General features: G+C 66.5%; 19 protein-coding genes and 1 pseudogene. 5 read left to right on the top strand and 15 right to left on the bottom strand.

Annotated elements, in window-relative coordinates; genetic code table 11:
- Positions 1-5 precede the first annotated feature (5 nt).
- The 4 genes from ACIBQ1_RS54320 to ACIBQ1_RS54305 form a co-directional block, all read right to left on the bottom strand.
- On the bottom strand, positions 6-719 hold the full coding sequence (locus ACIBQ1_RS54320) for a DUF998 domain-containing protein (protein ID WP_397290592.1): 714 nt from the start codon (positions 717-719) through the stop codon (positions 6-8).
- 271 nt (positions 720-990) lie between these two features.
- Positions 991-1,986, bottom strand: coding sequence for an AraC family transcriptional regulator (locus ACIBQ1_RS54315; RefSeq protein ID WP_397290590.1), 996 nt, complete (start codon positions 1,984-1,986; stop codon positions 991-993).
- 686 nt (positions 1,987-2,672) lie between these two features.
- Positions 2,673-2,867, bottom strand: a complete 195-nt coding sequence (locus ACIBQ1_RS54310; RefSeq protein ID WP_397290588.1) for a hypothetical protein — start codon at positions 2,865-2,867, stop codon at positions 2,673-2,675.
- Positions 2,868-3,107: 240 nt separating this feature from the next.
- Positions 3,108-3,662, bottom strand: coding sequence for a M56 family metallopeptidase (locus tag ACIBQ1_RS54305; protein ID WP_397290586.1), 555 nt, complete (start codon positions 3,660-3,662; stop codon positions 3,108-3,110).
- A gap of 11 nt (positions 3,663-3,673) precedes the next feature.
- Here ACIBQ1_RS54305 and ACIBQ1_RS54300 point away from each other — a divergent pair, with 11 nt between their 5' ends.
- From ACIBQ1_RS54300 to ACIBQ1_RS54290, 3 genes are all read left to right on the top strand, one after another.
- Positions 3,674-4,030: a hypothetical protein gene (locus ACIBQ1_RS54300; RefSeq protein WP_397290584.1), complete on the top strand. Its 357-nt coding sequence runs from the start codon at positions 3,674-3,676 to the stop codon at positions 4,028-4,030.
- 86 nt (positions 4,031-4,116) lie between these two features.
- Entirely contained in the window at positions 4,117-7,671 is a 3,555-nt protein-coding gene (gene dnaE / locus ACIBQ1_RS54295; RefSeq protein ID WP_397290582.1) for a DNA polymerase III subunit alpha, read from the top strand.
- Complete coding sequence (locus ACIBQ1_RS54290) at positions 7,668-8,009, top strand: DUF6300 family protein (RefSeq protein WP_397290580.1); 342 nt, start codon at positions 7,668-7,670, stop codon at positions 8,007-8,009. The genes dnaE and ACIBQ1_RS54290 overlap by 4 nt, the downstream gene beginning before the upstream one ends.
- Positions 8,010-8,158: 149 nt before the next feature.
- Here the strand turns inward: ACIBQ1_RS54290 and ACIBQ1_RS54285 are convergent, their stop codons facing one another.
- The 6 genes from ACIBQ1_RS54285 to ACIBQ1_RS54260 form a co-directional block, all read right to left on the bottom strand.
- Positions 8,159-8,893, bottom strand: coding sequence for an alpha/beta fold hydrolase (locus ACIBQ1_RS54285; protein WP_397290578.1), 735 nt, complete (start codon positions 8,891-8,893; stop codon positions 8,159-8,161).
- Positions 8,887-9,690, bottom strand: coding sequence for a TetR/AcrR family transcriptional regulator (locus ACIBQ1_RS54280; protein ID WP_397290576.1), 804 nt, complete (start codon positions 9,688-9,690; stop codon positions 8,887-8,889). The genes ACIBQ1_RS54285 and ACIBQ1_RS54280 overlap by 7 nt, the downstream gene beginning before the upstream one ends.
- A gap of 153 nt (positions 9,691-9,843) precedes the next feature.
- On the bottom strand, positions 9,844-10,185 hold the full coding sequence (locus tag ACIBQ1_RS54275) for a hypothetical protein (protein ID WP_397290574.1): 342 nt from the start codon (positions 10,183-10,185) through the stop codon (positions 9,844-9,846).
- Between the two features lie 35 nt (positions 10,186-10,220).
- Positions 10,221-11,387 (bottom strand): hypothetical protein, encoded by a 1,167-nt coding sequence (locus tag ACIBQ1_RS54270; RefSeq protein ID WP_397290572.1) that lies wholly within the window; start codon positions 11,385-11,387, stop codon positions 10,221-10,223.
- 4 nt (positions 11,388-11,391) lie between these two features.
- On the bottom strand, positions 11,392-11,706 hold the full coding sequence (locus tag ACIBQ1_RS54265; RefSeq protein WP_397290571.1) for a hypothetical protein: 315 nt from the start codon (positions 11,704-11,706) through the stop codon (positions 11,392-11,394).
- A gap of 597 nt (positions 11,707-12,303) precedes the next feature.
- Positions 12,304-12,636: a hypothetical protein gene (locus ACIBQ1_RS54260; protein ID WP_397290681.1), complete on the bottom strand. Its 333-nt coding sequence runs from the start codon at positions 12,634-12,636 to the stop codon at positions 12,304-12,306.
- On the opposite strand from ACIBQ1_RS54260, the pseudogene ACIBQ1_RS54255 reads away from it, so the two are divergent.
- A pseudogene (locus ACIBQ1_RS54255) lies at positions 12,589-12,898 on the top strand (DUF6192 family protein). The gene ACIBQ1_RS54260 and the pseudogene ACIBQ1_RS54255 overlap by 48 nt on opposite strands.
- A 75-nt stretch (positions 12,899-12,973) precedes the next feature.
- Here the strand turns inward: ACIBQ1_RS54255 and ACIBQ1_RS54250 are convergent.
- Positions 12,974-13,291 (bottom strand): hypothetical protein, encoded by a 318-nt coding sequence (locus ACIBQ1_RS54250; RefSeq protein ID WP_397290569.1) that lies wholly within the window; start codon positions 13,289-13,291, stop codon positions 12,974-12,976.
- Positions 13,292-13,651: 360 nt separating this feature from the next.
- The gene (locus tag ACIBQ1_RS54245) at positions 13,652-13,912 is read right to left on the bottom strand and encodes a hypothetical protein (RefSeq protein ID WP_397290567.1); all 261 of its coding nucleotides are present in this window, start codon (positions 13,910-13,912) and stop codon (positions 13,652-13,654) included.
- 580 nt (positions 13,913-14,492) lie between these two features.
- Between ACIBQ1_RS54245 and ACIBQ1_RS54240 the strand changes: the two genes are divergently transcribed.
- Positions 14,493-15,353, top strand: coding sequence for a hypothetical protein (locus ACIBQ1_RS54240; RefSeq protein ID WP_397290565.1), 861 nt, complete (start codon positions 14,493-14,495; stop codon positions 15,351-15,353).
- A gap of 340 nt (positions 15,354-15,693) precedes the next feature.
- Here the strand turns inward: ACIBQ1_RS54240 and ACIBQ1_RS54235 are convergent, their stop codons facing one another.
- The 3 genes from ACIBQ1_RS54235 to ACIBQ1_RS54225 form a co-directional block, all read right to left on the bottom strand.
- On the bottom strand, positions 15,694-16,191 hold the full coding sequence (locus ACIBQ1_RS54235; RefSeq protein ID WP_397290563.1) for a tetratricopeptide repeat protein: 498 nt from the start codon (positions 16,189-16,191) through the stop codon (positions 15,694-15,696).
- 275 nt (positions 16,192-16,466) lie between these two features.
- Positions 16,467-16,871, bottom strand: a complete 405-nt coding sequence (locus ACIBQ1_RS54230; RefSeq protein WP_397290561.1) for a hypothetical protein — start codon at positions 16,869-16,871, stop codon at positions 16,467-16,469.
- A gap of 107 nt (positions 16,872-16,978) precedes the next feature.
- Positions 16,979-17,474: FG-GAP repeat domain-containing protein (locus ACIBQ1_RS54225; protein ID WP_397290559.1), on the bottom strand; the 496-nt coding region annotated here is incomplete at its 5' end.

The following is a 17,474-nucleotide window of genomic DNA, read 5'->3' as shown; positions in this document are numbered from 1 at the left end:
CCCGATCAACCGGTTGTCGCGTCAGATGACGTGCCATGCTCAAAGGTCTCCGCGCTCAGGAGCCGGAGCGCGAGAAGACCCTGCCAGACACCGAGGATGACGGTGGGCATCCGCTCGAACAGCCCGGCCGGCGAGGTCCCCCCGTCCTGACCGCCGGCAGCCGAAACGCCGGCGAAGAAGAGCATGAAGAACACGACGGCAAGGGCGCCCGTCGCGATCGAATAGGAAGCCCATCCGCGCCACTGGTCGCGGGCAAAGCGCCTCGCCAGCACGAAACAGGCTGCGGGGAGGGCGATGAATACGATCAGACTCGTGAGGTTGTGGATGGAACCGCCCAGGCTCGCCACGGCGGGCGTCGCCGTTGGGTAGCCGAGGATCGGGTCCGTCACGAAAGGACCGATGGCGATAAGGCCGAGTCCGACTACGAAGAACAGGATCGGTCCCCATAGGGAGCCGGCCCCCGTCCGTAGAACGCGCCTGAGGCCCACCGCGAAGCACAGCGTGAGCGATCCGTAGAGCATGAAGTTGACGATCTGTATCCACCCTTGATCGCCCAGGCTGAGCATGCTGATGGTGTGATGCCAGGAGCTGTACCCGGGACGGGCGGCCCCGGCGATGAGGTACACCGCCACGAAGACCACCGGGCCGATCGCGCCCGAGAGCAGAAGAAGTTTGATCGTCAGTCGCTGACCCGCGGTGCCAGCCTGCGGCGGTGCCATGCCGGTTCTCCTTGTGAGTTGCCCTGCCAGAGCGCACGAATGTCTTGCTGACCGAGCGGGCACCGTTGCTTCCGGCAGCGGCTGGGCACGCCGACGACGGACAGGCGGCATCACCGCCGGTGCGCGACAGCGATGGGTGCCCGCCCATCCGACATGTGCGGCACTCGACCTCTTCGAGGCCTGCGGGAGTAGTCTTCAACCTCAACTTTGGCTGAGGTCAACCCGTACCGCGCCGGCCAACTGGCCTGCTCAGGTGGAGCGGCTGCCAGGCTTACCGGTGTCCGTTCCGGGTGCTGGACGGCGGCCGGCCGTAGGCCTGCCTGTACAGGGCCGCGAACCGGCCGAGATGGGTGAACCCCCACCGGAGGGCCACATCCGTGACGGTTGTCTGGCTGCCCGTCTCGGCGATACGGGCCAGATCGGCGTGGGCGTGAGCCAGCCGTACGGAACGGAGATAGGCCATCGGGGTGGTCCGCAGATGCTCGCGGAAGCCGAGCTGGAGGGTGCGGACGCTGACCCTGGCCGCGGTGGCGATGTCGGCAAGACAGATCGGTTCGCCGGCATGATCTTCGCAATAGCGGGTCGCACGCCGAAGAGCGGCAGGGGTCCACGGGGCGGGGGGCTCGCCGAGTTCGTGGGAGTAATTGTGGGGCTGGGAGGAGAGCAAGGTTTGCAGCAGGAACTGCTCGAAGTGATGCTCGGCCAGCTTCGAGGCCGCGAAGGGCAGCGTACCGCCCGTACCGACCGACGACAGCATTCTGAGCGCGTGACCGAACGTGCTGGTGGCATCCACCCCCGGTTCGAACCGCAGTCGCTCCTTGGGAGGATCACCCAGGGAAGCCTCAAGCGCCTCCTCCATGAGCGTCGACGGAATCTGCGTCAGCATTACTTCGTGATCGAGGCTCCAACGCATATCGATCTTCTGCTGGGGACCTAGGAGGGAGATCGGTGCGGTGACGTCCCCCCCGTTGAGCGTCACCTCGCCGGCCCCCCGCAACGGCATGATCGCGTAGAAGTTAAACGACTCCGACGACCCGGTACGAATCTCTGCCCCGTATGACGCGGTGTACAGAGCGATCTTTCCCCTGTGGAGAAGCTGGTATCGAGCGCCGTGCGAGTGCGGATGCGACTTGATAATCCGAAGGTAGTAAGATGGGGTATGTTGCTCTAATAGTTCTCGCAGCTGATCGACATCTGCGGTAACAGCTGGGTGGTTTATCGATGGGCCTGAGGTGCACCCCAACCCCCGTGAATTCAAATCTTTCATCGTGCTGATTCCCCCTGCACACTCTGCCAACTGCCACGTCGACGCGGGCAGTCGCGCCTGGTACTCGGTATGGAGGCTGCGTCGATCTGGTCGTCGATACGAGTCAGGGGGCTGAGTTCGGCGGCATGATGACGTGAATTCCGGAATGCGCATATCCATGTCATCTCCACGGCGGCAGGACCATGGACTCTTCTCCCCGTGGTCAGCACATTAGCGATAGATCGCGATATTGTAAATGTGAATCCGGACATTTCTAAGTACTTTTAAATAAATCACGCCTTGGCGGGTTGTAGATAACCTTGCCCCTCGACTCGCAGAACCCCTGGTGCCTGCGGATGCGCCCTGCCGAGGGCCGAAGTGGAGGATTTCCGCTACGCAGGTGCCACCCGTCGGTTCACCACCCTCCGACCTGCCAGACCGCGACCCCATGGCACCGGACGCACCCCGGCCAAGCTCTACCACCGGGCGTTTTGCCGTCGCAACTGAAGACGCTGCCGGCCGTGATCGGCATGTCGCACGAGAGGCAGCCGTGGTGCCGCTCGCAGGCCCTGCTTGGCCGGGCACGCTGCAGTTGGTGCGGACGTCCCGATTCATCCGGGTCCGTGAGGATGTGTGCCAACGCGCGCGGCCTGAGTTCGGTGAAGAGTCAGCCAGCTCCTGGACGTTGAGCCGGTCCCGCCTGAATGTCACCGCCAGCGCCGCCAGCCCAGCGTCCGCCCGCTCCGGATCCCGGCGGACGGCGTCAGCAGCAGCCGTGTGTAGTCGGTGGCGCGTGTCCGCACCTCCTCGATCGTGGGAGCCAACCGGTCGTGCATCGGCACGAGCGTGGTCACGGCGGACGGCCCATCCCGCAGCAACCGTCCGACGATGCCGTCCAGCACCGCCGCGCGCTCCAACCGGCCCGTGGCGACCAGGTCGGCGATGACATCGATGTGGAAATCACTGAGAACCCAGCCCAGGCCGCCCGACTCCCAGATGCGCGGCGCGAGATGGCCGAACAGGGGATCGGCCTCCCGGGCACGAGGGCAAGCTCGTCATCCACTCGCTCACCGACGACGGCCGCACCCTGCCGGCCGCCCTGACAGGAATGTCCGTCCCGGCCACGCCGCGCTGATCGCCGGTCAGAGGATGGCGGCAAGGACCGCCTGCCCCAGGCACATCATCAGACCGACCGCGGACAGCAGGCCGGCGAGCGAGGCCAGCGACCGGGCCCGCGACGGGCGACGCCGCGGCGGCGGGTCGCCGAGGAGTTGGGCCAGCCGCGCCTGGGCCGCCCCGTTGAAGGCGGCCGTGCCCGGCGCGGCGGCACCGGCAATGGGACCGGCGGCGACGGACACCAGCGCCGCGGCGACCGCCTTACGGCCGCAGCGCTTGATCGCGAACCGGTCGGCGGCGACTTCCGACCGCTCCACCTGGCGCTCGGCCCACCAGGCGGCCAGCGGCAGGAAGAACAGCACGTCGCCTGCGGCACGGGCGAGCAGCCGGCGCAGCGGGTCGCGCCGGCGCGCATGCGCGCTCTCGTGCAGCAAGATCGCGTCCAGCTCCGGTCCGTCCAGCCGCCGCGTCACATAGACGCGCGGGCGAAGCAGGCCCGAGCAGAAGGCGGTGCGGTCCTCAGGCCGGAACGAGCTCGTCGGCCTGGCCGTGGACGGCAAGACCCTGCGCGGCAGCCGCACCAGCGAAGGGCGTGACCCACCTGCCGGCCGTCACCCGTCACGGCCCCCAGATCGTCGTGGCCCAGCGGCAGGTCGCGCCCAAGAGCAACGAGATCCCCACGTTCGCGCCCACGCTGCTGAGCCGGCTCAAGGCCCTGCCCTGGCGCGAAGCGATCCTCAACGACCGCGCCGACGAGACCCGGTACGGCCGCCGCGAGATCCGCCGCATGAAGATCTGCACCGGCACCGCACCCCGCATTCTGGCCGGCCTCCGCAACCTGGCCATCGGCGTGGCCCGGCTGATCGGCTGGACCGACATCGCCGCCGCCACCGACCACTACCGCAGCCACCCCGCCGACGGCCTTCAGCTACTCGGTTTCACAACATGAGAACGCTTCGGCCTTGGCCCCAACAGGCACAGAAGAAGGAATAGGCTCAGGCGAGGATTTGGGCCGCGCCGGGAGTTGGGGGACTGGTGAGCAAGTCGTTCGTGCACCTGCATGTTCACACCGAGTACAGCATGCTCGACGGGGCAGCGAAGCTGAAGCCGCTGTTCAAGGAGGCCGAGCGGCTGGAGATGCCGGCGATCGCCATGAGCGACCACGGCAACATGTTCGGTGCGTACGAGTTCCAGAAGGTCGCGGCGGGCTCCCCGGTCAAGCCGATCATCGGTATCGAAGCGTATGTGGCCCCGCACAGTCGGTTCGTGAAGAAGCCGGTGTTCTGGGGACAGCGTGCCGAGACCGGCGTCGCGGACGGTGAGGGCGGCAAGGACGTCTCCGGCGGCGGCCGGTTCACCCATATGACCATGTGGGCCAAGGACGCGGACGGGCTGCGCAACCTGTTCCGGCTGTCGTCTCTGGCGAGCTTCGAGGGCTACTACTCCAAGCCGCGCATGGACCAGGATCTGATCTCGCAATACGCGGGCGGGATCATCGCCACGACGGGTTGCCCGTCCGGCGCGGTGCAGACCCGGATCCGGCTGGGCCAGTACGACGAAGCCGTCAAGGTCGCCGGCGAATACCAGGAGATCTTCGGCAAGGAGAACTACTTCCTGGAACTGATGGACCACGGCATCAGCATCGAGCAGGAGGTGCGGGAGGACCTGCTGCGGCTGGCCAAGCAGCTCAACATCCCGCTGCTGGTCACCAACGACTCCCACTACGTGACCGAGGACCAGTCCGACGCGCACGACAGCCTGCTGTGTGTCGGCGTGGGCAAGAACAAGGACGACCCAAACCGGTTCCGGTTCAACGGCTCCGGCTACTACCTCAAGCCGGCCGACGAGATGTACCGCCTGTTCCCCGAGCTGCCCGAGGGTTGCGACAACACGCTGCTCGTGGCCGAGATGATCGGCGATTACGGCGACGTGTTCGCCCAGGTGGACCGGATGCCCGACTACCCGGACGTGCCCGAGGGGGAGACCCAGGAGTCCTGGCTGCGTAAGGAGTGCGAGGCCGGGCTGGCGATGCGGTATGGCACCCCGGTCCCCGCTGAGGTGATGGAGCGGTACGAGACCGAGATGAAGGTCATCGGCCCGATGGGATTCTCCTCCTACTTCCTCGTCGTTGCCGACATCTGCAAGTACGCCCGCGACAACGGCATCCCGGTCGGGCCCGGCCGTGGATCGGCGACCGGCTCGATCGTGGCCTACGCCACCCGCATCACCGAACTGGACCCGTTGGAGCACGGCCTGCTGTTCGAGCGGTTCCTCAACCCCGAGCGGATCAACCCGCCCGACGTCGACCTCGACTTCGACGACCGCCAGCGCGACCGCATGGTGTCCTACGTCACCCAGAAGTACGGCAGCGAGTACACCGCGCAGGTCAACACGTTCGGCACGATCAAGGCCAAGGCCGCCGTCAAGGACTCCAGCAGGATCCTCGGCTACCCGTTCGCGATGGGCGACAAGATCACCAAGGCGATGCCGCCGGACGTCATGGGCAAGGGCGTCCCCCTCGCGGACATGTTCAACGAGAGCCACCCCCGCTACAACGAAGGCACCGAACTCCGCACCCTCTACGAGAACGACCCCGACGTCAAGAAGGTCATCGACACCGGCCGCGGCATCGAAGGGCTGATCCGCGGCACCGGCGTGCACGCCGCCGCCGTCATCCTGTCCTCGACCCCGCTGCTGAACCTCATCCCCATGCACATGCGGGACAAGGACGGTGTGGTCATCACAGGGTTCGACTACCCGTCCTGTGAAGACATGGGTCTGGTCAAGATGGACTTCCTGGGGCTGCGGAACCTGGGCATCATCGACCACGCCATCAAGATCATCAAGCAGAACCGCAGCATCGAACTCGACACCCTGACGATGCCGCTCGACGACACCAAGACCTACCAGCTCCTGGCCCGCGGCGACACGCTCGGCGTGTTCCAGCTCGACGGCGGCCCCATGCGACAGCTCCTCAAGCTCATGGAACCGACCCGGTTCGAGGACATCGCCGCCGTGCTCGCCCTGTACCGGCCGGGCCCGATGGCAGCCAACGCGCACACCAACTACGCCCACCGCAAGAACGCCCGCCAGGACATCGAGCCGATCCACCCCGAGCTCAAGGAAGCGCTCGAACCGATCCTCGGCCCCACCTTCCATCTGCTCGTCTACCAGGAGCAGATCATGGCCGTCGCCCGCGAACTGGCCGGCTACACCCTCGGCGGCGCCGACCTGCTGCGCCGCGCCATGGGTAAGAAGAAGAAGGAGATCCTGGACGCCGAGTTCGCCAACTTCCAGGCCGGCATGCGCGGCAACGGCTACAGCGACGAGTCGATCCAGGCACTGTGGGACGTCATGCTGCCCTTCTCCGGGTACGCGTTCAACAAGTCCCACACCGCCGGGTACGGCCTGGTCGCCTACTGGACCGCGTACCTGAAGGCCAACTACCCCGCCGAGTACATGGCAGCCCTGCTCACCTCCGTGGGTGACGACAAGGACAAGGCGGCCGTCTACCTGGCCGAGTGCCGCAAGATGGGCATCCAGGTACTCCCCCCGGACGTCAACGACTCCCACCTCGACTTCGTCGCGGTCGGAGACACCCAGGTCCGGTTCGGCATGGGCGCGGTCCGCAACGTCGGCGAGAACGTCGTCGACGGCATCGTCAAGGCCCGCACCGAGAAGGGCCGCTACACCGACTTCAACGACTTCCTCGGCAAGGTGCCGCTGACCGCCTGCAACAAGCGCGTCATCGAATCGCTGATCAAGGCGGGCGCGTACGACTCCCTCGAACATCCCCGCAAGGGCCTGCTCATGGTCCACGAGCAGGCCGTCGATTCCGTCATCGACATCAAGAAGAACGAGGCGCACGGCCAGGACTCGCTGTTCGGCGGGATGGACGACACAGGCGACGACGCAGCGTTCACGATCGCCATCCCCGAAGGGGAGTGGGACAAGAAGACCAAGCTCGACTTCGAACGGGAGATGCTCGGCCTGTACGTGTCCGACCACCCGCTGGCCGGCACCGAGCGGCTCCTGGCCAGAAACCGGGACACCACGATCGCAGACCTGCTGGACAGCGGCCGCGACGACCGCGGCGACGTCCAGGTGTCCGGCCTGGTCACCAAGGTGGACAGGCGGGTGAACAAGGCGGGCAACACGTGGGCCATCCTCACGGTCGAGGACATGGACGCCGCCGTCGAATGCCTGTTCTTCCCCCGCAACTACGAGCTGTACGGGCCGGAGCTCCGCCCGGACATCGTGGTGTCGGTGAAGGGGCAGATCAACAACCGGGATGGCGCCATCTCGGTCTTCGCCCAGGAGATGACCCTTATCGACGTCTCTGGTGTCAACAGCGAATCCGGCGCCCCCATCACTCTGCTCCTGCGGGAAGATCGCATTACTCCGAATCTATTGGAAGAACTGCGGCAGGTTCTGAAGATGCACCAGGGCCAGGTGCCGCTGCACGTCAACGTGATGCGAAGGGCAGGAAAGACGATGGTGATGGCGTTGCCGGAGTGGCCGGTCAACGCCGCGCCGAGCTTCGCAGCCGACATCAAGGCGCTGCTCGGTCCGGAATCGATCTCACTGTGACGCAGCGGATCGACGTCGTCACCACCGACGACGCGCCGGCGTGCCCGCGTTGCGGCTGCGAGGCGCTGCTGTGGGCGCGCATCCCGCACGGCTGGACCAACACAGCCGGTGAGCGGGTGGAGAGCTACAGCGGGGGCGTGCTGTGCCCGGCGTGCGACGCGCAGACGCCGCACGCCGCCGCGCTGATCACCTGGTTCCACGTCAATGGGCAGGCCGACGACGAGGACACCGAGTTCGTGCAGCTGCTCGTGGCGTGGGCGACCAGCGTGCTCATGACGGAGCTCAACGAGCAGGCGCTGGAGGACGAGATCGAGCAGTGGCGGCGCGGGGCCCTCTGAAGCCGAACCCCGCCACGCCGACAGCGCTTTCGTCAGCGATTGCAGGATCTCCAGCCGTACACCTGGCGGGCGTGCTTGCCGAGGTCATGGAGCGGGTCTCCACCGCGGAACAGCGGCAGGTGCTGCCTGATCAGGTGGCGATCAGCTGATCAGCGATCCCGCAGGCAGGCCAGCGCGTCGGGGGCGAACCGCTTGTCGGTGAAGGTGCCGCTGTGGCTGCGGCCCGGGTAGACGACCAGCTGAGCGTCGGGGATGCCGGCCACCGTCTGCCTGGCCAGGTCCAGCGGGTAGACGACGTCCTTCTCGCCGTGGATGAGCAGCGTCGCCGCCTTGATGTCGGCCAGTCGCCCGCGCAGGTCGAAGCCGTCCTCGGCGTTGAGTACGGTCGCCGCGTCCGTGTGGTCCTTGGCACCGTCCGCCAACCACAGCAGCCCGGAGAGCAGCCGCCGCCCGATCGGTGATTCGGTGACGACCTCGGCCAGTGCCGGGCTGGGGCGCTTGCCCTGGCGAACCCTGTCGATGTACGCCCGCTGGGCCCGCTTGCCGACTGGGCCGAGGGTGGCCGCGGTGCCGCCGAGAACCAGCCGATCCACCAGGTCGGGATGGTCGGCGGCGAGTTGGAGGGCGATCGACCCGCCGGTGGATATGCCGAGTACGTTGGCCGGCCCCTTGATCGCCCCGACATAGAGGGCAGCCAGTTCGGCCATGGTCGTGGTCGGCGGCAGGCCCGGCGGACGGTTGAGCAGGTGAACGGTGAAGTGCTCGGTGAACGGCTTGATCAGCCGCATGGTGGACCAGAGGGCGAGTCCCTTCGGGTTGGCGGCCTCGGGGGTGTAGAGCAGCACGACCAGGGGAGGGCCGTCGCCGATCGTCAGATTCAGCATGAGGTGATCCCCTCCGTCACGGCGTCGATCAGGCGGTCCATGACCGCCGGGTAGATGTCGGGCCCCAGGTGCTCGGCGTGCAGCGGGGTGAGCAGCACCGCGCGGAGCACGCCGAGCAGCACTTGTGGGTCGCCTTCCAACCGCGTATCGATGAACTCCAGCAGGTCACCCATGGGCCCGCCGCCCGCGGCGGCCATCCGCTCAGGAGTGAGCCGGGCGGCCACGGCGGCCATCTCCTCGGGGTGGGCCATCAGCCGCCGATACAGCGGGTTGGTGTCGAGCTCGGCGACCGTGGCTCGAAGGAAACGCCGCAGAGCGTCGCGGGTGTCGGCGCCCTTGTGCAGGCCCTCGTCGATGACCCGCCTTCTGACCTCCTCGCTCTGCCGTAGGGCGGCCTCGAAGTACAGGTCCTCCTTCGAGTCGTAGAAGGAGTACAGCGAGGCCTTGGCGATCCCGGCGGGAGCGGTCAGCTCCTCGATGGACGTCTTGCGCAGACCCTGGATCGAGAACAGGCGGGTCGCGGTGTCGAGCAATTGCTCGGTGATCCGCGCCCGCTCTGCCTCGGAGAAGACCGGAGACATCTCTCTCCATATGAACAGCTTGTTTATTTGTTCATATGGTAGCAGCCGGACCCTGTCCGGTGGCAGAACTGGCGCAGAGCCGGGGGTGGTGTCGTTCTTGGCGTACCAGCGCATCGTGATCTGGGCGCCGTCGTTCGTGGTGGCGACGTAGTCGTGTGTGGTGACGTCCTCCGGGATCGGCTGGGCCTTCCCTGACGCGTCAAGGATCGGTTCCACATGGCGCGTCGTGCGCCGATGTCGCCGACGGCCGGCGGGGTCATGCCGGCCATCGCTTCGCCCATTGGGGCCATGGCTTCGGCGACTTCGGGATCCAGGGTGAGGGACATGTTCGGTTCCGTTCGATTCAAGCCCAGTGAGGGATGGGAGGGGTCAGGCGGTCGGCGCAAGGACGACGAGAGCGTGTTCGAGGGCGGGCTGCAGCACGTTGTTGCGCTGGTTGGCGTAATCGATGTAGCCGCCTGCGCGTCCCTGAAAGAGAGGCCGGCCAGGGTTCTTACCAGTTGCGTGGCGTGCCAACAGTGTCGCCAGTTCACGGCAGATGGGCACGGCGCGCTGCCTCTTACCCTTCGGGTAGGGCCTGAGCTGCATCGCCGTCTTGAAGATCGGCTTGATCGCGCCCCGGTAAACCTTCGCCGCCGTGGCGGGGGAGAGCGTCCCTGAGTCCGGCGGCAATGGCCTGGGAGAGCCTGCGTCCCGCCACAGCCGCAGCACGCCAGGCGCTGAAGAAGAGCCGCACCCATCGCCGGTTACTCGGCTGTGAGGCCTGCATCGTTGAGTCGCTTGATGAGGCTGGGCTTGCCCTGGTGTTGTTCCCGGAGGTGGGTGAGGCGCTGGGTGAAGGTGCGGACGTGCTCGTCGCGGATGGCCAGGGCGTGCAGGTCGCGCAGGAGCTCGACGGCTTGGTCGTATTCGCGGGGCTTCTTGGTGTCGATGGAGGCCTCCACCACGTCCCACGCCGCTTCGAGGTCCTGGGCGAGTTGGTTCAGGCGGAGCTCCCTGGCCTGCTGCCGCTCCTGTTCCCTGCGGGCCTGCTCTTCGGCGCGCCGGGCCGCCTCCTGCTGCTCACGTACGTGGCGGCGGGCAGCAGCGGCGTCCAGCAGTTCGGCGACCGTCCGCCCCGTCTCCACCGCCTGGCCGGTGATTCCGCCGCCGAACTCGCGCAGCAACTCCCACCGAACCCTCGCGCCGTCTTCCTCGATCACCCGCAGCAGCAGCGCGTCCTTGCGCTTGGCGGGCAGAGCGCCGATCCAAACGGCCAGGGCCTTTTGATCGTGCTGTACGGGTTGCGCCGACGGGCTGGCTTCGACGGCGGCCGCGAGGAGATCGTCGTCCAGGCGCAGGAAGTCGGCCAGGGCCCGCTGCGGCGCGCTGAGCGAACCCAGCCCCGGCGGGACGGGCGGCTCCAACTCGTCCTCCTCCTCGTAGTCGAAGGCGTCCTCGTCGCGCTCCCATGTCCCGTACGCCGACAGCCAGGCCAGATAGAGCGGCCGCAGGTCACCGGCGGCCAGTTCGGCGCGGATGCCGACGATCGCCGACAGCGAGCGTTCGACGTCGTCCTCCCAGTACTCCTCCTCCGCCTCGCTGGTGAAGTCGAGGACGAGGTGTCCGCCGCTGGTCCAGGAGCTGATCTGCTCGCCCACGCAGTAGCGTTGGGCCTGCTTGGGATCGAGCACGGTCTTGGGCAGGCGCAGCATGATCCGGTGGGTGCCCCAGTTGGCCAGGTACAGGTGGGCGTCGTAGTAACGCTCCACCAGGCGGGACGGGTCTCCGCGGAAGTCGCCCCAGTGGTATTCGTTGGTGAAGCTGGTGGCGGTGATGTGGGCCCGGGTGGACAGGGCACGCACCTCGGCCTGCTGCTGGTCGGTGAGCGGCCGGTCGATGGCCAGGAACTCGTAGTACTGGTATCCACTCACGCTCTCACCCGGCCCAGTGGCGGAAGGCATGAATCCATTCGGCTCCGGCCGGTGGCGGGTCGGGCAGCGGCAGATCGAGGATGCCGATTGCCTGCTTGTGCTCGCCACGGCGGCAGATCGCCACGATGCCACTCCCCGCCAGGAAGTCGATCGCGGTGACGGTGACGTGCAGTCCGAGCACGGTTGTCTCGAACGGGACCACCAGGTTGTCACCGATCATCACATGGAAACCGGAGAGCTGCTCATCATCATCGTAGGCGTCCACGATCGCCTGCTCGATCAGTTCATCCAGATGATCGTCAGGGGGGCGGCGAGTCACAGAACCACACGATACTCCCGCGAGGAATCCTGATGATCACATTTGGGCAGAGGGAATGCTGGACCATCAGGGCTGCAGGTCTGGTACGCCCGGCGCGCGATCCCGGCCTGATAGGTGTAACCGGCTCGATGATGAGGCCATCTCGTCAACGAGTGTGTCGAAGGCGTTGCGCATGGCCTCACCACAGTTGTCTGCCACGATGGCCGCTTCGATGATCACGCGGGATGGCCGGTGTCCGGGTCGTACAGATCTTCAACGGACAGTCGATCCCCACCGAGGTGGGTTCGCATCTCAGTGGCAACCCTCAAGATACGTTCGGCTCTGCCAGCGGATTCAGAGCGACGTTCCAGCGCATCCGGACGACGTTCGGAGCAGCGGCCATCGTGGATGGGTGCAACTCTTCCTCGGTGAGTTCCTGAACTGGGGTTTTGTGATCATGACCGTTCGGTCGAGGAACCGCCTTCTACTGTGAGTGCCGAGTGTGAGGCGGCGGTAGCGGTGGGCTCGTGACTGGAGGAGCCGGCACGGCGTGAGGCGGTGGTCCGAGCGCGGATCGCCACGTGGGAGTCACGGCTGGAGGGCGAACTCGACCGGTTTTCACGGCTGCCGATCACGCGTGAGACGGGACAACGTGCCCCTGCGCATCGCCGTCTTCAGCCGATCCAGGGCGGCGGTGTGGCGGCGTTGCAGGTCGGAGATGAACGCCGCCGGGCCGCGCGGATTGGACGTGGCCTCGTAACGCACGTCCCGGTTGTCGTCGAAGTCGGCCGGCAGGTCGGCCCTGGGGTTGTGCCAGGTGTTGCCGCCCTCCACCCGGATCTCTCGCCGCTGCCTCGGATCGAGCGCAGTCGCGATCTCATCGAGCTGGTCGGCGCGTGCTCGGTGTTCGTGGCCGCGGTGGGCCGGGTACTGCCGACGCCGTGGAGGCACGCCTTCACCCCCGAGGAGAAGACCACCGTGGCATGCAATCGCCCGGGTGCTCGCGACCGCCGACTGGTTGGAGACGGCTGTCGAGCCCGGCTATGTGAGCCTGGACGAGGGCCTGGTCCGAGTGCTGCGCGGCGAACAGCGCCGCGCCGTGCAGGGGTCTGGCCGATCAGGCCGAGGTCGTCTCGCTGAAAGGCGACAGTCACCGGCTCAGGGACCGAGACCTCGGCCGTGTCTCCGCGGCCAAGAACAGGACTTCGGGTGATTCAAGGTTCACCCGGAACAGCCGGGTTACGATCGAGCCGGAATTGATACCGCGACCGGATGGGCTTGTGGTGGCTCAGATCGTTTGATATCCGACCGATATCGGCGATGAGGTGCTGCTGCATTGGGCATTTGATTTAACGGAATTAGCCACCCAAGGGCCGTACACCGTGGTGTAGCTACCGCTACTATTCTGGCAGAAGAGCACGACCCGTGTCTGAGTCACTCCGGTACCGCTGCACAGTGCCCAGCCGGTGCCGCCGAGAACGCCAATCTGCGCGCTGGTGCTGCAGGTCGCTGCCTGGGCGGCAGTAGTCGGTGACATTAAGGTTGTCGCGGCGGCGACCGCAGCCACCGCGGCCGCCGAAACGCCGAACTTCTTGATACGGCCCATTAACTACCTCCTTCGGTGTCGATCTCTACTGCTTGATCGTAGTCACACCTTTGGTGGATATCCATAGGGGATGGTATGCAATTTGAGCGAGCGGTTTACGGGCTGGCCGCAGGGTTCACAAATTGTAGTCCGGAATAGGGAACGGTCTGTCAGTGAGGGTATTCGTCCTGGTTGCGCTGGTGGTGGATGCACTGGTTCTCGCAATCGACATGAAAAGATCCAGTACTCGTCGAAACTTTTGTTGGCGATCTGGGCACAGGATAGGGAGCACGGCGAGGTCCCGTGAGCGGGCCTTTTCCGTGCTCCCCTCCTCCGAACCACGCAGGCAACCTTCGCTGCAGCACGTAGCTCTCCAGTGACCTACGCCGCGTTCGTCACAGGGGTCGTATGGATGACGTCGTGGCACGCGTTGCAGACCACGAGGGTCTTGCGGTGCATCTCGGCCATTTTCGCCGCCCAGACGGGTTGGTCTGCCCCGGGTTTCCCGAGGCTAGCGAGTTTGCGGACCTGGTGGACGACCACCTTGCCCGGGTCACCGCATAGCTCGCACCGCCGCGTCATGAGCCGGTGGATCAGCTCCTTTCGGGGGCGCAGGGGCCGGGCGGCGACCAGGGCGGCCATGCGTTCGCGATAGGGCTTCTCGCCGGAGGCCAGGCGGGTGCGGAAGCGCTCGCGATGCCGGGGTGGCGGCCTGGCGGTTGGCTGGGCGCAGCGCCCCGGGCCGCATCACGATGTCCTTGCCGTCGGTGCTGAGCACCAGTAGCTCTCGGCTGCCGAGCGCGGCAGCGGGACACAGGCGGCGCGCTCGATCGAGACTGAGGCTTGCCGCCGGGGAAGCGGCTCGCAGGACCGCACGTAAGGTGAACAACGCCCGCCCTGGTACGTGACTCACATGTGTCCCACCGTGACTCACGATCAGACGACTCGACTACAGAATCGTGGGAAACCCCAGGTCGGATTGGTAGGGCGCCAGGGGCTCGAACCCGGAACCTACGGATTAAAAGCCGATTCTGGTCGCGAGCGCACTGTGTCACCGTGAAGGTGACGGACCCCGCCTCGAAGAGGGCCGCCAGCCCGGCCGCCGCGGCGAGCTCAACAGCGTCATCGCCGGCCAGCGGGGTGCGGCAGACGCCGGACCGCCTTGTCCACAGAACGCGGTTCGGGGAGCATGCTGCCGAGCGGCCCTCACTACTGTGCCCGCATGGGAAAGAAACGAAGGCGGAAGACCCGCCGGGGCGATGTCATTGGTATGGCATTACTCCTGGATGAGCTTGATCTGGCTACCATGACGGCGTCCTACCCGTCATTCGAGTTCGACAACTACGACCAATATCTCGCCGTATGCGAGCAAACCATGCGCTCCATGCTCGGGGCCGGCCACAGAGTCATGATCGGGACTTTCATCCCCGCCGAATACTCCGAATACTGCCAGGCGGAGGAGCTGCCGCCCGACTCGGCTACGAGCAGGGCTCGATACGCCCTGGCGGTGTGCGAGGATGAGCCCTTCCCATATCGGGGCGAGCCCATCGCCGAATTCGTGGCCTCGCTCGCGCATCGAGAACGGCTCCGGACGCTCAGCATCCGGACAATGGATCTGCTGGACCCTCTGCCGCACGGAGAGGTGCTGGAAGCGGAGGAATATACTGCCGACCTGCTCGCGTGGCTCTCGACCCACGTGGGTCCCGGCCCGCACAGGTTCACCTGTCACGTGGGCGACGGAGCACATGACCCCCTGGAGGTTGTCGCAGAAGTCGAGCTCGAGAAGAACTCGGTGAGAGCCATGAGCACGGAGATCATGGCCTTGTCCCTGATGCTGAGCTTCGCCCGGGCTGCCAAGGCCGGGGGCAGCGTCATCATGCGTTCCTTCACCTTCAAAACCGATCCGGTCAGCGGATCGCCTGTAAAGATCGTCCGAGGCTGGGCCATCGTGGAAGGAGTCCTTCGTCCCCTGACGGCCACCGAGATCATGAAGGCTTCGCGCACCGATCCGCGCACCGGAGATTCTCTACCTCCCGAGCCTGCGGTCGAATACGTCGACTCTCACGAGCCTTTCGAACAGTGAGTGCTCGGTGCCCTCTTGCTCTTGCTTTGGTCTGTCATGGCGCGTCAGCCATGTGGTGTGTGGCCCGCCGACGCCGCGGAGCCGACGGCCGCGATCATCGCTTCTCATGATTGCGGCCGTCCGCGCGACCGTGGGGGCGAGGCCCGGAGAACCGCCGTGACTAGGGCAGAGCCGGCCGTAGGATGGGCGTTCTATGGACTCCTCCGCCTCCGTGACCAGGTACGCGAGCTGCGCGGCCAGGGCGGCTCGCCCAAGGAGCTCGCGCGCGCTCGGGATCACCCGTCAGCGGCGGCCCCGCTGATCCGCGCGGTCATGGCCGAGGCCTGGTCTGACCAGCCGCTCAGCGAGGTGGTGGGCTGCTGGGTCGGGGGTAGGTGTGGGCGGCGGGTCGTGGGACGATGCGGCATTCACCCGGTTGCGCACGGGGTGACATGGCGGTGCTGCGGGAGCGGCGGCCGCTGGCGTTGGAGAGCCGTCGCAGCGATCCCGGAGCGAGCGGGCGATGAGACTCATCGAAGCGCCCCTGCCGGTAGTAGACGTGCACCCGGTTGTTGCGGACCACGACCGATCCCACAGGGCGTTCGGCGTCGTCGATGAGCATGAAAGCGGACTCCAGATAGCCGAGCGCGTCGTCGAGACGGCCCACGATCGTGTTGATGACACCGAGGTTGTTGAGGGCTCCGGCCTTCCTTCGGAGCAGGCCCGCGCGGTCCCAGTCGGTGAGAGCTGTCTTCAATTGCGCGATCGCGGCGTCGTGGCGGCCCTGGTCTCGGTAAACCCAGCCGAGAAAGCTGCGGAGCTGGGCCTTGTCCTCCCATGCCGCGATGCGATCGGCCACCTCGATGGCGTGCGCGTAGATGTCGGCCAGTTGGGTGTGCCAGCCCTGGTAGCAGAAGGGCCAGTGGAGTCCGATGGTCAGGCCGATGGCGGTCGCCGGGTCGGGGCCGTCCAGCGCCTGCTGCGCGGCGGCGAGCAGGTTGTCCCGCTCGTCCTGGATCCATCGTTCCGCTTCGGCCGGGTCCTTGAAGGGAGTGTCGGGCAGTTCGACGGGGCAGAGTGGTAGGGCATCGCGGCCGAGCAGGGGCAGCAGGTGGCGCAGGGCTTAGGCCGGGGTCAGTGGGTCGAGTCCGGGGTGGATCCGTGCAGGTTGAGGTAGATGACGCCGTCGGTGAATCGGGCGGTCATGGCGTGGGCGACGCGAACGGTCAGGGCGGATTTGCCGATGCCGCCGGGTCCGTCGATCACGGTGAGGGCAGGCCCGTCGGCGGAGTCGAGCGCGGTGCGCAGGCGGTCGATCTCAGTGGCGCGGGCAATGAAGGCCTGAATGTCGGCGGGCAACTCGGCCGGGATGTACGGCTCGCTGACCGTGACCTGCTGGGCCGGGGTGGTCAGGTCGAGGACAGGGTCCTTGACCAGGACGGCCTGGTGCAGGCTTCGCCGTACAGAAGGAAGCTGCGCTGCCCACGGCAGGTTGGCGGCGTGGACCTGCGCGCGGCAGTGCGGGGAGTGGCGGAGCATCTGTAGGGGGCAAGGCCCGCACACAGGTTCTCAGCTGATGGCGCCCCAGGTGAGAGACAGACCGGTGGCGGCACGTTCGGTGCAGATCTCATCCGGGCCGGAGGCCCTCAGAAGTACGGTGACCAGCCGGAGCCGATCGCGGTGGCGGGGCCGAACTTGTTTCCGCCCTTGCCGTTCCAGATGTAGAGGGTTCCGGTCTCGTTGTGTACGGCGCCTATGTCGGTGTTGCCGTCCTCGTTGACGTCGCCCAGTGACATCAGCGTGTTCTCGTACGGCTTCCAGCCGGGCCCGAGTTCGATGGCGCCGGTGAAGTTGTTGGCGCCCTTACCGTTCCAGACGTGGAGCGTGTTGCTGTCCTTCTTGACCGCGATCAGGTCGCTGATCCCGTCGCCGTTGAAGTCGCCGGCGATCGGCCGGGTGAAGGCGGTCCAGCCGGAGCCGATCGCGGTGGCGGGGCCGAACTTGTTTCCGCCCTTGCCGTTCCAGATGTAGAGGGTTCCGGTTTCGCTGTGTACGGCGCCTATGTCGGTGTTGCCGTCCTCGTTGACGTCGCCCAGTGACATCAGCGTGTTCTCGTACGGCTTCCAGCCGGGCCCGAGTTCG

Origin of the sequence: Nonomuraea sp. NPDC050153, assembly GCF_044460125.1 — a bacterium.
Taxonomy (GTDB): domain Bacteria; phylum Actinomycetota; class Actinomycetes; order Streptosporangiales; family Streptosporangiaceae; genus Nonomuraea.
This window is presented reverse-complemented; position numbering and strand designations above follow the sequence as displayed.

What these genes read in the sequence shown, in the direction of transcription:
- ACIBQ1_RS54240 (WP_397290565.1), top strand. Translation starts at nt 14,493, where the DNA reads ATGGGAAAGAAACGAAGGCGGAAGACCCGCCGGGGCGATGTCATTGGT.
- ACIBQ1_RS54320 (WP_397290592.1), bottom strand. Translation starts at nt 719, where the DNA reads ATGGCACCGCCGCAGGCTGGCACCGCGGGTCAGCGACTGACGATCAAA.
- ACIBQ1_RS54285 (WP_397290578.1), bottom strand. Translation starts at nt 8,893, where the DNA reads ATGCTGAATCTGACGATCGGCGACGGCCCTCCCCTGGTCGTGCTGCTC.
- ACIBQ1_RS54230 (WP_397290561.1), bottom strand. Translation starts at nt 16,871, where the DNA reads ATGCTCCGCCACTCCCCGCACTGCCGCGCGCAGGTCCACGCCGCCAAC.
- ACIBQ1_RS54250 (WP_397290569.1), bottom strand. Translation starts at nt 13,291, where the DNA reads ATGGGCCGTATCAAGAAGTTCGGCGTTTCGGCGGCCGCGGTGGCTGCG.
- ACIBQ1_RS54315 (WP_397290590.1), bottom strand. Translation starts at nt 1,986, where the DNA reads ATGAAAGATTTGAATTCACGGGGGTTGGGGTGCACCTCAGGCCCATCG.
- ACIBQ1_RS54245 (WP_397290567.1), bottom strand. Translation starts at nt 13,912, where the DNA reads ATGGCCGCCCTGGTCGCCGCCCGGCCCCTGCGCCCCCGAAAGGAGCTG.